This is a genomic window from Microbacterium sp. B35-04, assembly GCF_010634885.1.
Taxonomy (GTDB): domain Bacteria; phylum Actinomycetota; class Actinomycetes; order Actinomycetales; family Microbacteriaceae; genus Microbacterium.
Genome location: NZ_MWLP01000034.1, coordinates 1 through 12,953 on the forward strand (window position 1 = coordinate 1; position 12,953 = coordinate 12,953).

Here is a 12,953-nt window from a genome sequence, read left to right on the forward strand (position 1 = left end):
CCGGGATGCCGCGCGCCACGCGCGTCCACGAACCGTCGTCGGCCCGCACATCGTAGGCGGCGAACGCACACGGGACGCCCCTCGCATTCATGAGGTCGGCCGAGTCCATGAGCTGGAAGTGCAGGTGCGGTGAGGTCGAGTTGCCGGTGTGACCCACGTTGCCGAGCAGGTCGCCCGCCGCGACCCTTTCGCCCACTCGCACCCGCACGCTCCCCGGCCTGAGATGCGCGAAGCCCGCGTACACGTCGCCGGCACGCAGGATCACGTGGTTGCCGAGGATGGCCGGAATCCTGCCGGGACGGAAGGTCATGCCGTTCCACACCATGCGCGCGACCTCGCGGAACGGGTTGATCCAACGCCGCTCGTGGACGCCGTCGGAGGCCGCGACCACCTCGGCGTCGAACGGCGCGTGAATCCGCGCGTTCCACGCGTAGCACTCGTCGGTGCGCCCACCCACAGTGGAGGCGGTGAAGGTCGAGGCGGGGTGCACGTGCACGCCCGGGCGGTCGTCGACCTTGACGAAGTCGAACGCGTACCGCTGCCCGAGGATGTCGACCCCGTGGCTCGGAATGCGGGCGGCCGGCGTCGTGACGGCCATCCACCCGTCCCCGCGCAGTGGGAACTCCACCACCATCGGATCATCGAGCTCGCCCACGGGTCTCAACCCTCCCAGCGTTCGCGCACCCAGTCCAGCGTCACGACCGCCTGATCGCGTTGGAACCCCCGCAGCGTCGGCATGCTGGGCGGATCGGGCCGCAGCGACGAGCCGAGGAACAGCCCGGCGAACCCGGCGAGCACCCGCGTGGCGGCATCCGCGGCCATACCGTGGAAGACCGGATGCCGCGAGACGATGCCCTCGATGTCGGCGTGCGGGTCGTAGAACCGGACGTTGATGAGCAGCGACAGCGCGTCGAACCACGGCACGCCCCGCGCACCCCACGGCCAGTCCACGAACACCACGGAGCCGTCCTCGCGCAGCAGGATGTTGTCGGCGCGCGTGTCGAAGTGCACGAGCCGGTCGCCCCGGACGTCCGCGACGGCGCGGGCCGCGGCATCCGTCAGCTCCTCATGGCGTGACCGGACGAAGTCGTCGAGGCCGCGCGGCAGCGGCGGCAGCGTCGAGGTGTCGATGCCTCGCCAAAGCTCGGCGTCGCCCGCGATCGCGTCGGGCAGCTCGGACACGGCGGTCTCGGGAGGCAGCGGCGTGGATCCCATGACGTGAAGGGCGTCCAGGACGGCCTCCAGTTCCCGGGGCTGCCAGGGGGTGGACGGATGCCGCGTCTCGACGTCTTCGAGCACCAGCGCGACCCAGTCCTCGTGCTCGACGAAGCCGAGGAGCGCGGGGGCGGGGATCGCCGCCGGAAGCGATGCGGTGACGGCGGCCTCGGCGCGGTGGATGCCGGGCGTATCGGGGTTGACCGAGAGTCCGGCGCTCTTGACGAAGGCGCGACGGCCGGACGCGGTGACGACGCGGTCGGCCGACCCCGGCGAGTATCCGCCGGACTGCGAGTGCGCCGCCACGATCGGCTCACCGAGCACGCCTTCGATCGCCGCGCGGAGCGGAGGAGGGATCTCGTGCCACTGGACGCGGCTCATGCGCCGACCGGCACCGATCCGGGGCGCGCCCCCACGAGCGCCTCGGCGGCACGAGCGGTGCGCACAGCGAAGCGCGTCGTGTCGGCGCCGCGCGCCAGCGACTGGGCGTTGAGCCCGTCGATCATGCCGATGAGCTCCCACGCCACCTCGCCGGGCTCGGTCGTCGAGAAAGCGCCGGTGCGGCATCCGTCCGTCACGATGCCCTCGACCAGCGACTGCCAGCGCTGCATCTGCGCGCGCACGGCGAGAGCCAGGGGCTCGTTGCGGCGGGCCATCGCCCAGCCCTCGACCCAGACGACGGTCAGCTCGTCGCGCGTGCCGTCCATCAGGGTGTCGATGAGGGCGCCGAGCCGCTCGGCCGGGTCGGCGAGAGCGTCGACGACCTGCTCGACCTCGCGCACCTCCTGCTCGACGAGGTCGGCGTACACGCGGGCGATGAGGTCGTCCATGGACGGCTGGTAGTGCGCGACCAGGCCTGAAGCGACCCCCGCCCGCTCCGCGACGGCGCGGAGGGTGAGCGCGCTGAGGCCGTGCTCGCGCGCGATCGCGGTCGCGGCGCCGACGATCTCGGCGGCGCGCTCGGCGGGGGCCTTGCGGGTGCGCGGCCGCGACGATGTGCTTGACATGGTCTCGCCAGCATAGATATCTTCTCTATTGATCGATAGATCAATTACGAACATCGCAACGCCGGACTCCGCGTGAGCCGTGCAGAGATGAGGGCGACGATGGCCTGGAGGATGCCGCACGAGGGCGATCCGCACGAGCGCACGTGGATGGCGTTCCCGAACGACGGGACGACGCTCGGCGACGACCCGGCCGAGCAGGAGCGCTTCTACGCCGCGTGGAGCGCCGTCGCGAACGCCGTCGCGGACTTCGAGCCGGTCACGATGCTCGTCGATCCGTCGAAGTCGGAACGCGCGCGGCGCATGCTCGCCGAGGGCATCGAGATCGTCGAGACGCCGGTGGACGAGTTCTGGTTCCGCGACCACGGCCCGACGTTCGTGGTCGACGACGACCGTCCCGGCATGCTCGGCGCCGTCGACTGGGTCTTCAACGGCTGGGGCGCCCCGGAGTGGGCGTCGTGGACCGAGGCCGCCGAGCACGCGCGCTTCACGGCCGGACTCGTCGGCGCGGAGCTCGTGAGCTCGCTGCTCGTCAACGAGGGCGGCGGCATCCACGTCGACGGCGAGGGCACCGTGCTCGTCACCGCGACCGTGCAGCTCGACCCGCGCCGCAACCGCTACGCCGACAAAGCCCGCGTCGAGGCGGAGCTTCACCGCACGATCGGCGCGACGAAGGTCATCTGGCTGCCGCGGGGCCTCACCCGCGACTACGACGAGCTCGGCACCAACGGCCACGTCGACATCGTCGCCACCATCCCGACGCCGGGACGCCTCCTGCTGCATGCCCAGCAGAACCCCGAGCACCCCGACTTCGAGGTGTCGCGCACGCTGCGCGCGTTCCTCTCGGAGCAGACGGATGCCGCCGGCCGCACGTTCGAGATCATCGACCTGCCCGCCCCCGAGACGCTCCGCGACCACGAGGGCTTCGTCGACTACAGCTACGTCAACCACCTCGTCGTGAACGGCGGCGTCATCGCGTGCGGCTTCGGCGAAGAGCGCGCGGATGCGCGGGCGCGCGAGATCCTCGAGGCCGCGTACCCCGGCCGCCGGGCGGTGACGATCGACGCCCGCCAGATCTTCGCGGGCGGCGGCGGCATCCACTGCATCACCCAGCAGCAGCCGGCGGTCGCGCGATGACCCGCCGCTTCCCCGTCGTCGAGGCGACGATCGCCGAGCTCCGCGCAGCCCTCGAGTCCGGCGCGGTCACCGCGGTCGAGCTGCTCGACGCCTACCTCGCGCGCATCGAGGCGCACGACGCGCCCGGCACGGACACCGCCCTCAACGCGGTGGTCGTGCGCAATCCGGACGCGCGGGCCGAGGCTGCGGCATCCGATCTCCGTCGCGCCGAAGGCCGCCCGCTCGGGCCGCTCGACGGCATCCCGTACACGGCCAAGGACTCGTTCCTGGCCAAGGGCCTCACCGTCGCGGCGGGCTCCCCCGCCTTCGCCGACCTCGTCGCCCAGCGCGACGCGTTCTCGATCGAGCGGCTGCGCCAGGCGGGGTGCGTGCTGATCGGGCTGACCAACATGCCGCCGATGGCCAACGGCGGCATGCAGCGCGGCGTGTACGGCCGCGCCGAGAGCCCGTACAACGCCGACTACCTGACCTCGGCGTTCGGGTCGGGCTCGTCCAACGGCTCGGGCACCGCGACCGCGGCCTCGTTCGCCGCCTTCGGGCTCGGCGAAGAGACGTGGTCGAGCGGCCGCGCGCCGGCGTCGAACAACGCGCTGTGCGCGTACACGCCCTCGCGCGGCGTGATCTCCGTGCGCGGCAACTGGCCGCTCGTGCCCACCATGGACGTCGTCGTGCCCCACACCCGCACGATGGCCGACATGCTCGAGATCCTCGACGTGCTCGTCGCCCGCGACCCCGAGACGCGCGGCGACTTCTGGCGCGCACAGCCGTGGATCCGGATCCCGGATGCCGCGGCCACTCGTCCCCGCTCCTACCCGACGCTCGGCTCGGCGGACGCCGCCGGCGCCCGCGCGACGCTCGCCGGCCGGCGGTTCGGCGTGCCGCGGATGTACATCAACGCCGACCCGGATGCCGGCACCAACCCCGACGGCGGCATCGGCGGACCCACGGGCACCCGTGTCGAGACCCGCGCCTCGGTCATCGCCCTCTGGGAGACGGCGCGCCGCGACCTCGAGTCCGCGGGCGCCGAGGTCGTGGAGGTCGAATTCCCCGTCGTCACGAACTACGAGGGCGACCGTCCCGGCGCGCCCACCATCCTGACGCGCGGGCTCGTGACCCCAGAGTTCCTGCACCGCGAGATCGTCGACCTGTCGGCGTGGGCGTGGGACGACTTCCTGCGGGCCAACGGCGATCCGGCGCTCGATCGGCTCGACGACGTCGATCCCGCCATGATCTTCCCCCACCCGCCCGGCGCCCTCCCCGACCGCTACACCGGGTTCGACGACGACATCGCGACCTATCCGGCGCAGGTGCGGGAGCATCCGTACGCCTCGTTCACCGACATCCCGGAGATCGAAGGCGGGGCGCGCGGCCTCGAGGAGACCCGTCGCCGGGATCTCGAGGAGTGGATGTCGGACCTCGGCCTGGACGCCGTGCTCTTTCCCGCGGTCGCCGACGTCGGCCCCGCCGACATGGACGTGAACGCGGCCTCGGCCGATCGCGGCTGGCGCAACGGCGTCTGGGTCGCCAACGGCAACCTCGCGATCCGCCACCTCGGCGTGCCCACGGTCACGGTCCCGATGGGGACGATGGCCGACATCGGGATGCCGGTGGGCATGACGATCGCCGGGCGCGCGTACAGCGATCCCGACCTCCTCGCCTGGGCCGCCGCGTTCGAGGCGCTGCGCCAGCGGCGGACCGCTCCCCCGCGCACCCCCGAGCTGTGAGCACAGCTTTCAGCTTGCTGCCGCTGCGCCAGCGAACCACGACGAATCCCCCGGAAGCACGCGCGCAGCGTTTCGCCTCGATCGTTCCTCGTGCGCTCGACGACCGGAAGAATCGCTAGGAACCCATGGAACTTCGCACCTTCACCTCCACCACCACCGATCCGGCTGCCCGTGGCCGCGAGCTGGGAACGGCGTTCGCGCCGCAGTTCGAGCGGACGGCGGCGCTCTACCTGGACCACTTCGAGGAACTGGGCATCGGCGCCGACGAGGTGCGCGGCATCGCCGAGCGCAGCCGCGCCGCCCTCGCCGCATGGGCGCCCGGCCTCGCGGCCGAGGCCGACGCGATCGCCGACGCCGCGCAGGTCGAGCGATGGCGCGTGGCGGCCGTAGGGGCTCGCACCGAGATCCTGGCCGCGGCGCCGCCCCGGGCGATCAGCGAGTGCTCGACGGCCGTCCATGTCGGGCCCGGCGAGGCGGCCGAGTCCATCCAGACCTGGGATTGGCACGACTTCCTGGTGCCGGAGGGTCTGCTGTGGGCGTTCCCGTCAGAGGCGGGCCTCGACGTGAAGCTGTTCACGGAGTTCGGCACGGCCGCGAAGATCGGCGTCAACAGCGCCGGGCTGGGCCTGCACTTCAACATCCTCTCCCACGCGTCGGACTCGGATGCCGGCGGCGTACCGGTGCATGCGATCGCGCGGCGGGTTCTCGAAGAGGCGAGATCGATCGCCGACGCGCGTCGGATCGCGGCGAGCGCGACGGTGAGTGCCTCGACAGTGCTGACAGTCTTCGAGACCGGCCCCGCCGGCTCTCGCGCCGCGTCGCTCGAGCTCTCCCCTGCCGGCCTCGGCGTCGTCGATCCCGCGGCGGACGGCTGGCTGCTCCACACGAACCACTTCCTCGATCCGGAGCTGTTCCGCGGCGACACCATGCCCGCCGACTCCACCACGCGCGAGCGCTTCGCGCACCTGGACGCGGTGCGCAGCGGGCTCGCCGGCCTGGGCCCCGCCGCACGCGCCCTCGCCGCCTGCGGCGGGCAGGGCGCCGACGCCGACATCTGCATGGCCCCTGACCCCGCGCTGCCGCGCATCGATCAGTGGGCGACCCTGCTCACGGTCGCCGTCGACACCGAGGCGTTCGCCCTCGACGTCTTCCCCGGCCGCCCCGACGAGGCCGCCGCCGCAGGGTTCACGCGTTTCTGACCTACGCCGCGCAGGCGGGGCGTCAGCGCAGGCCGGAGCGCAAGTCGTCTCCGGCGCGGCCCACCGCGGGAACCGCGTCGGGCTCGTCGGAGGCGGCGGGTGCGGCATCCGTGCCCTCATCATCATCGGTGTGCAGTGACGGGGGCGCCGCGGCGTACGCGTCGGAGAGCTCGCGGTAGGGCTTCGACACGAACGCGAGCAGCACGACGAGCAGCAGCACCAGGCTCGCGCCGACGAAGGCGAGCGCCATGCCGCGAGCCTCGCCGTCGCCGAGCAGCCAGCCGAACGTCTCCTGACCCTCTGGCGACTCCATGTACGGGATGAGCCAGAACTGGGCGATCGGCCCGATCAGGAATGCCGAGACCGGCGCGGCGGCGGACTCCACGCTCGCGGCGAAGCCGAAGACGCGTCCCTGCTTCTCATACGGCACGACGCGCTGCACGATCGTCTGCTCCGACGCCTCGGCGATCGGCATGAGCGCCATGAAGATCAGGATGCCGAGGGCGTACAGCCACCACCACTCCCGGATGGCGAAGGTCATGCCGAGCAGCGCGATGCCGATGTTGACCAGCAGCAAGGTGCGCACCGGGTTCTTGCCGAGTCCGAACTTGGCCACGAGCGCCCCGCCGATGATGAAGCCGAAGCTGGTCACACCGAGGACGATGCCCCACACCTCGACCGAGAACAGCGTCAGCCCGTACGGGTCCATGAGGGCCATGAAGACGCCGCCGACGAGGTTGTTGAACGTCGCGAAAAGGATGAGCGCGAGCAGCCCCGGCACCGCCATCACCGCGGGGATCACGCCGCGGAAGCTGAAGCCCGCAGGCGCCACACCCTCCACGTGGACGACGCCCCGCTCGGGGATGGGCACGAACAGCAGGTGCACCAGCGCGACACCGGTGGCGGCGATGGCGATGGCGACCGTCCAGCCCATGCCGAGGAGACCGATCGAAAGCCCGGAGAAGACGCTCGTCACCATGAACGCGATGCCCTGCACCGCGCCCACCAGGCCATTCGCGCGATCGCGGCGCTCCGCGGGAACGAGCAGGGTGACCGTCGTCGACAGCGCGATGTTGCGGAGGTTCTCGACGACTCCGCCCACGAGGATGACGCCGGCGAACGCCCAGAACCAGGGTCCGGTCCAGTCGAGCAACGCGCTCTCGGGGATCGTCAGGAAGATCGCGCCCGCGAGCAGGTAGGCGACCGCCGTCACGATGCTCGAGAGCAGCATGACCGCCTTCTTCTTCATGCGGTCGACGATCACGCCGAACACCACGCCGAACACCGCCACGAGCAGCATGTACGAGCCGCCGATGATGGCCGTGGCGAGCACCGACTGCGTTTCGAGGTACACCCAGAACGTCAGGGCGAACCACAGGAAACTGCTGGTGACATTCGCGAGCGCCGTGTTGACGAGCACTTGGTAGAACGCGCGCAACGTCCGCGTGTCAGGCTGCGGCTGGAGCGGATCTGCGGATGCCGCGGGCCCGGTGGGGCTCGAATCACTCATGTCGATTCCTTGGCGTGTTCTCGGTCGGGGAGGGCGGAGCGAGCGGCTAAGCTCAATGTGGACACCGTTCACATTGAATGTTCACACGGTACACACCCGAGCGGGAGGGCGCAATGACTTCACCACTGCGCACATATCATCACGGCGACCTCCGACATGCGCTGATCGCCGAAGGGCTGCAGCTCGCGCGCACCGGCGGGCCGGCCGCGGTGACGCTGCGCGAAGCCACCCGCGCCGCCGGCGTCTCGCCCAACGCCGCGTACCGGCACTTCACCGACCGCGACGCCCTCGTGCGGGCGGTCGCCCGCGAGGCTCAGCTCGCCTTGGCCGGCGCGATCACCGCGCGGGTCGAGGCGACCCCGGCCACGCTCGCGCCGGCAGCCGCCGCGATCGAGCGCCTCCGCCGCGTCGGCACCGCGTACATCGACTTCGCGCGTGCCGAGCGGGGGTTGTTCGAGACCGCTTTCTTCACGCAGGACACGCACGCAAACGACGCCATCGTCACCCTCGACGACCAGATCGTCGCGCCCTTCCGCCTCCTCATGGACACGCTCGACGCGATGGTGGATGCCGGAGCCCTCGCGCCCGAGCGCCGGCCCTACGCCGAATGGGCCTGCTGGTCGGCGGTCCACGGCTTCGCCGACATCGCCGCGCACGGCCCGCTGCGATGGCAGCCGGCATCCGTCGTCGATGCCCTCGCAGCCACCGTCGTGGAGGCCGCGATCACCGGTGTACGAGGCACGCCCGTCGCACCCTCGTAGACTGCCCGCATGGCCGACCATGCGGCGCCCCGCGCAGCCCCGCGCTCCTCACTGGTGCGGCAGGCACTGTGGTGGGCGGCCGACTATCTCTACGCCGGACGACGGCAGCTCGCCGTCCTCTCGCTGCCGTGGTCGGTCGGCCGTCCCCGCCCGACCCCCGCTGCCTGGCGGCAGGGCGATCCGGAGCTTCCCGAGGTGTACCTCGTTCCCGGGGTGTACGAGCACTGGACGTTCCTGCGCCCCCTCGGAGACGCGCTGGCAGCGGCCGGCCACGGGGTGCGCGTGGTGCACGGCCTGGGCGTGAACCGCCGCAGCATCCCCGACACCGCCGACCGCCTCGAACGCATGCTCGCCGGCGCACCGGTGCCCAGCGCCGGGATCGTGCTCGTCGCACACAGCAAGGGCGGCCTCATCGGCAAGCACATGCTGGTCACCTCCGGCGCGGCGATCGAGGCGGCGAAGGCCGCGGATGCGGGAGAGGACCCGACGGATGCCGCAGCCGCCGCGACGCCGCGCACCGGCACCCGCCCACTCGGGCTGCTGGGGATGGTGGCGGTGGCCACGCCGTTCGCCGGCGCACGGCGGGCGCGGATCTTCGTCGATCCGAGCATCCGTGCGTTCCTGCCCGAGGACGAGACGATCGTCATGCTCGGTCGCGAGACCTCGATCAACGGGCGCATCGTCTCGATCTACGGCCCGTTCGATCCGCACATCCCCGAGGGCAGCGCTCTGGACGGGGCGACCAACATCGCCGTGCCCGCCGCCGGGCACTTCCGGGTGCTCGCCGCTCCGTCGACCCACCGCGCGGTGCTCGAAGGCATCGCGCTGCTCGCGCAGCGCGACGGGGCCTGAGCAGTGACAGGGCCTGAGCAGCGACAGGGCCTGAGCAGCGACAGGGCCTGAGCAGCGACAGGGCCTGAGACCGGCCTCCGACGTCAGCCCACCGGGCGGTGCGGCCACCATTCCGGCAGCAGCGCCAGATAGACACGCAGGAAGTCCTCGACGCGGGGGCGCGGATGCCGCAGCCATCCGTCGATGACCCCCACCGTGCCGTCGGCGAGGAAGCGGGCGGCAGCGTCCGCGACGGCCGAGTCCGCAACGCCGGCGGCGGTCAGCGGGAGTCGGATGCGCCCGCGTTCCAGCAGGATCTCGGTGGTGCCGCGGAAGTGCCGGCTCAGCATCGCGTGCAGCGTTCCTCCCCCGTCCGCCAGCTCGCGGCGGTAGATGTCGACGTGGCGCAGGATGTGGCGGAGCACACCCTCGGTCACCGTGGCGACGGCGGTGGCGGCATCCGATCGGTCCTTCATCAGCTCGTCACGCAGGACGTCGAGCTCTGCGGTCAGCGCGGCTTCGACGAGACCTGCAGGAGACTCGGCGTGCTCGTAGAACGTCGACCGGTGCACATCCGCCGCTTCGGCGAGCTGTGTCACGGTCAGGCTCGAGATCGGTCGGTCGGCGGCGAGCGCGAGCGCGGCGGCGTGCAGGCGGTCGCGACTGCGCTGCTTGCGGGGATCCATTCCACCTCCGGGAATCTTTTCGACAGGTGTAGGTTAACTCATGAGTAACCGACATCTGTCGGAGAAACAATTCGGCGCCACGCGCTGACGCCGCCAACGGAGGTACATCATGGCTACGTACGATGTCGCGGAGCGTTCCGCCATCGTCACGGGCGCCGGATCCGGCATCGGCCGGGCGGTAGCCCTCACTCTCGCCGCGAACGGTGCGGCGGTGGTCGTCGCGGACGTGCGGCAGGACCCCGCGGATGCGGTCGTCGCCGAGATCACAGCGGCCGGCGGCACCGCGGTCGCGTTCGTCGGCGACGTCTCCGACCCCGCGGTCGGACAGGCGGCCGTCGACGCCGCCGAGGCGCTCGCTCCCCTGCGCATCGCGGTGAACAACGCCGGCATCGGCGGCGCAGCCGCGCCGATGGGCGAGTACCCGATCGATTCGTGGCAGAAGGTCATCGAGATCAACCTGAACGCGGTGTTCTACGGCACGCGATCGCAGGCGCCTGCGATCGCCCGCAACGGCGGCGGCTCCATCGTCAACATCTCGTCGGTGCTGGGCTCGGTCGGCATCCCGATGTCGTCGGCGTACGTCACGGCGAAGCACGGCGTCGTCGGCCTCACCAAGAACGCCGCGCTCGAGTACGGCGCGCAGGGCGTCCGCGTCAACGCCGTCGGCCCCGGCTTCATCCGGACCCCGCTGGTCGACGCCAACCTCGACGCCGACGCGCAGGCCGCCCTGGCCGCCAAGCACGCCCTCGGCCGCCTGGGCGACTCGCAGGAGGTCGCGAATCTCGTCGCGTTCCTCGCATCGGATGCCGCGACCTTCGTCAGCGGCAGCTACCACCTCGTCGACGGCGGCTACGCGGCCCAGTAGCATCCGGTCCCCGAACCAGCGGCCCGCGCGAACCCGAATCGCGCGGGCCGCTTCCCATTCCTGCAGGCGATTACGGCGGCGCCGGGGTCCACACCAGCGTGTGGCCGGTGGCGGCGAAGGCCTCGTTGCCTGCGAGCTTGCCGCTGGTGGTCGCGGTGCGCACGAAGCCGAGCGACTCGTAGAACTCACGGGCGGCGTTGCCGTCGAGCACCTCGAGCTCGACCGGCCCACCCGCGCGCGCGAGGAAGTGCTCGACGAGCGCGCGGCCGATCCCCTGGCGATAGAACGCGGGGTCGACGTAGATCCAGGTGATCTCGCCGCCCTCGTCGCCCACACTGCCGGCGATGAACCCGACGACGCGGCCCCCGGACTCGGCGACCCACACCTTGTCGTCGAACAGGCCTTCGTTCTCGTACGTGTCGGCCAGGCTGAGGTACGCCTCGAGAAGGCCCGCTCCGCGCAGCTCGTCGAGGCGGGCGGCGTCGTGGATGCGGGAGATGTCGTCCCAGTCCTGCGACTCGTACGGACGGATGCCGACGCTCACAGCGCCTGCGCCTGCTGCTCGTCGCCCGCGCGCGCCTCCGCCACCCCGCGCCAGGCGCGGAGCACCTCGACGTGCCGCAGCAGGAAGGCGCGCTCGTCGAGACGCTTGCGGCGCAGCCACCCGGTGACCTCGTCGTTGCTCTTGCTCGCGTTGCACGAACGGCATGCAGGGACGACGTTCTCGAACGTGTATCTGCCGCCGCGCGAGATGGGCAGCACGCAGTCCTTCTGGAACGGGCCGGCCTCGGTGCCGCAGTAGGCGCACGATGCCCACGCCTCGAGCAGCGCCTCCCACTCGTCGAGGGTGAGGTCGTTGTCGGCGGCAGCCACGCGACGCGCCCGGCGCCGGGCTGCGCGCGCTCGCCTGGTCTGACTCACCGCCATGCAGGCCACGCTACCGAGCGCCACGGTCGACGCGGGGCCGACGCGGCCGGACGCGTGCCGGATGAATGCGGCGCCCGCGCCGACGGCTCTCGCCGAGACCACATGTCATCGGCGCATGCGTCGTGTGATCTCGGCGAGAGCCCGGACGTGTCTGGACAGACGACTTGTCCCGGAGGACGCGCCGCCTCAGGCGACGGCGTCCGGCACGCCGTCGAGGAGCTTCTGGATCGTGGTGATGACGCCGTGGTCGAGGTTCGAGGGAGCGCGGAACCTCGCCCTCTCCCCGATCTCCGGGTGCGCGTTGGCCATCGCGAACGACAGGGCGGCAGCATCCATCATCTCGAGGTCGTTGAGGTAGTCGCCGAACGCGGCGGTCTGCTCGTGCGTGATCCCGGTCGCCGCCTGCAGCCGGCGCAGGGCCACGCCCTTGTTGACGCCGATGTTCATCACGTCGATCCAGTGGTGTCCCGAGACGACCACCTGGTGCGTCGCGCGCAGGTCGTCGAGCGCGGCGGCCGTGGTCGCAGCCTCCACGAAATCGAAGATCGCCACCTTGAGGATCTGGTCGTCGACCTCGAGCAGGTCGTCGACGACCTGCAGGTGCGCGTAGTACTTCTGCGCCTCCGCGAGGAACGGCGCATCCGCGCGCTCGATGTAGGCGGACCGCTTGCCGCACACGACGACGCCGAGGTCGCCCCCCGCCGCCGCGAGCGCGCGCAGCCGGGCGACGAGGGATGCCGTGAATGCGGCATCCATCGCGTCCGAGCTGATCTCGGCATCGCCTTCGACGACGTACGCGCCGTTCTCGGCGATGAACACCATGTGGTCGAGGTGCTCGGCGAAGGCGCGCTGGAGCGTCGCGAGCTGGCGCCCGCTCGCCGGAGCGAAGCGGATGCCGCGGGCGTGCAGGCGGTCGAGCAGCGGCCACAGCGCGTCGGGGATGCGGCCGTCGCCGTCGAGCAGCGTGCCGTCCATGTCGACGGCGATCAGGCGCAGGTCGGGCGAGGGATAGGGCATGGCACCTCCTTCTCAAGGGTAGGCGCGCTCACAACGAACACCGACCGCCGGTGAGTAACGCGTAACCAACGCGCGCA

General features: G+C 71.5%; 14 protein-coding genes. 6 read left to right on the plus strand and 8 right to left on the minus strand.

Annotated elements, in window-relative coordinates; all coding sequences use genetic code 11:
- From B1729_RS09080 to B1729_RS09090, 3 genes are all read right to left on the minus strand, one after another.
- Positions 1–655 (minus strand): M23 family metallopeptidase (locus B1729_RS09080; RefSeq protein WP_163632226.1); only part of this gene is annotated, 655 nt, incomplete at its 3' end.
- Positions 656–660: 5 nt separating this feature from the next.
- Positions 661–1,596, minus strand: a complete 936-nt coding sequence (locus tag B1729_RS09085; protein WP_163632229.1) for a phosphotransferase — start codon at positions 1,594–1,596, stop codon at positions 661–663.
- Positions 1,593–2,222 (minus strand): TetR family transcriptional regulator C-terminal domain-containing protein, encoded by a 630-nt coding sequence (locus B1729_RS09090; RefSeq protein ID WP_163632232.1) that lies wholly within the window; start codon positions 2,220–2,222, stop codon positions 1,593–1,595. The genes B1729_RS09085 and B1729_RS09090 overlap by 4 nt, the downstream gene beginning before the upstream one ends.
- Positions 2,223–2,321: 99 nt before the next feature.
- On the opposite strand from B1729_RS09090, the gene B1729_RS09095 reads away from it, so the two are divergent.
- From B1729_RS09095 to B1729_RS09105, 3 genes are all read left to right on the plus strand, one after another.
- Positions 2,322–3,356: an agmatine deiminase family protein gene (locus B1729_RS09095; RefSeq protein ID WP_163632235.1), complete on the plus strand. Its 1,035-nt coding sequence runs from the start codon at positions 2,322–2,324 to the stop codon at positions 3,354–3,356.
- The gene (locus B1729_RS09100) at positions 3,353–5,080 is read left to right on the plus strand and encodes an amidase (protein WP_163632238.1); all 1,728 of its coding nucleotides are present in this window, start codon (positions 3,353–3,355) and stop codon (positions 5,078–5,080) included. The genes B1729_RS09095 and B1729_RS09100 overlap by 4 nt, the downstream gene beginning before the upstream one ends.
- Positions 5,081–5,205: 125 nt before the next feature.
- Positions 5,206–6,279 (plus strand): C45 family peptidase, encoded by a 1,074-nt coding sequence (locus tag B1729_RS09105; RefSeq protein ID WP_163632241.1) that lies wholly within the window; start codon positions 5,206–5,208, stop codon positions 6,277–6,279.
- Between the two features lie 22 nt (positions 6,280–6,301).
- On the opposite strand, the gene B1729_RS09110 is transcribed toward B1729_RS09105, so the two are convergent.
- Positions 6,302–7,789, minus strand: a complete 1,488-nt coding sequence (locus B1729_RS09110) for an MFS transporter (protein ID WP_163618261.1) — start codon at positions 7,787–7,789, stop codon at positions 6,302–6,304.
- 113 nt (positions 7,790–7,902) lie between these two features.
- On the opposite strand from B1729_RS09110, the gene B1729_RS09115 reads away from it, so the two are divergent.
- Complete coding sequence (locus B1729_RS09115; RefSeq protein ID WP_163618260.1) at positions 7,903–8,550, plus strand: TetR/AcrR family transcriptional regulator; 648 nt, start codon at positions 7,903–7,905, stop codon at positions 8,548–8,550.
- 9 nt (positions 8,551–8,559) lie between these two features.
- Positions 8,560–9,402: a hypothetical protein gene (locus tag B1729_RS09120; protein ID WP_163632244.1), complete on the plus strand. Its 843-nt coding sequence runs from the start codon at positions 8,560–8,562 to the stop codon at positions 9,400–9,402.
- Positions 9,403–9,485: 83 nt separating this feature from the next.
- Here B1729_RS09120 and B1729_RS09125 read toward each other — a convergent pair whose 3' ends face one another.
- Positions 9,486–10,067 (minus strand): TetR family transcriptional regulator, encoded by a 582-nt coding sequence (locus B1729_RS09125; RefSeq protein ID WP_163632247.1) that lies wholly within the window; start codon positions 10,065–10,067, stop codon positions 9,486–9,488.
- 109 nt (positions 10,068–10,176) lie between these two features.
- On the opposite strand from B1729_RS09125, the gene B1729_RS09130 reads away from it, so the two are divergent.
- A complete protein-coding gene (locus B1729_RS09130) occupies positions 10,177–10,932 on the plus strand; it encodes an SDR family NAD(P)-dependent oxidoreductase (RefSeq protein WP_163632250.1) in 756 nt (251 codons plus the stop codon).
- Between the two features lie 70 nt (positions 10,933–11,002).
- Here the strand turns inward: B1729_RS09130 and B1729_RS09135 are convergent, their stop codons facing one another.
- From B1729_RS09135 to B1729_RS09145, 3 genes are all read right to left on the minus strand, one after another.
- Positions 11,003–11,476: a GNAT family N-acetyltransferase gene (locus B1729_RS09135; protein ID WP_163618256.1), complete on the minus strand. Its 474-nt coding sequence runs from the start codon at positions 11,474–11,476 to the stop codon at positions 11,003–11,005.
- Positions 11,473–11,859, minus strand: a complete 387-nt coding sequence (locus B1729_RS09140; protein ID WP_163618255.1) for an HNH endonuclease — start codon at positions 11,857–11,859, stop codon at positions 11,473–11,475. The genes B1729_RS09135 and B1729_RS09140 overlap by 4 nt, the downstream gene beginning before the upstream one ends.
- 186 nt (positions 11,860–12,045) lie before the next feature.
- Positions 12,046–12,876, minus strand: coding sequence for a Cof-type HAD-IIB family hydrolase (locus B1729_RS09145; RefSeq protein WP_163632253.1), 831 nt, complete (start codon positions 12,874–12,876; stop codon positions 12,046–12,048).
- Positions 12,877–12,953 lie beyond the last annotated feature (77 nt).

Bases quoted from the DNA above. Each gene is read 5' to 3' on its own strand.
- B1729_RS09090 (WP_163632232.1), bottom strand. From the start codon at position 2,222: ATGTCAAGCACATCGTCGCGGCCGCGCACCCGCAAGGCCCCCGCCGAG.
- B1729_RS09145 (WP_163632253.1), bottom strand. From the start codon at position 12,876: ATGCCCTATCCCTCGCCCGACCTGCGCCTGATCGCCGTCGACATGGAC.
- B1729_RS09110 (WP_163618261.1), bottom strand. From the start codon at position 7,789: ATGAGTGATTCGAGCCCCACCGGGCCCGCGGCATCCGCAGATCCGCTC.
- B1729_RS09095 (WP_163632235.1), top strand. From the start codon at position 2,322: ATGGCCTGGAGGATGCCGCACGAGGGCGATCCGCACGAGCGCACGTGG.
- B1729_RS09100 (WP_163632238.1), top strand. From the start codon at position 3,353: ATGACCCGCCGCTTCCCCGTCGTCGAGGCGACGATCGCCGAGCTCCGC.
- B1729_RS09085 (WP_163632229.1), bottom strand. From the start codon at position 1,596: ATGAGCCGCGTCCAGTGGCACGAGATCCCTCCTCCGCTCCGCGCGGCG.
- B1729_RS09140 (WP_163618255.1), bottom strand. From the start codon at position 11,859: ATGGCGGTGAGTCAGACCAGGCGAGCGCGCGCAGCCCGGCGCCGGGCG.
- B1729_RS09105 (WP_163632241.1), top strand. From the start codon at position 5,206: ATGGAACTTCGCACCTTCACCTCCACCACCACCGATCCGGCTGCCCGT.
- B1729_RS09130 (WP_163632250.1), top strand. From the start codon at position 10,177: ATGGCTACGTACGATGTCGCGGAGCGTTCCGCCATCGTCACGGGCGCC.
- B1729_RS09115 (WP_163618260.1), top strand. From the start codon at position 7,903: ATGACTTCACCACTGCGCACATATCATCACGGCGACCTCCGACATGCG.
- B1729_RS09120 (WP_163632244.1), top strand. From the start codon at position 8,560: ATGGCCGACCATGCGGCGCCCCGCGCAGCCCCGCGCTCCTCACTGGTG.
- B1729_RS09125 (WP_163632247.1), bottom strand. From the start codon at position 10,067: ATGGATCCCCGCAAGCAGCGCAGTCGCGACCGCCTGCACGCCGCCGCG.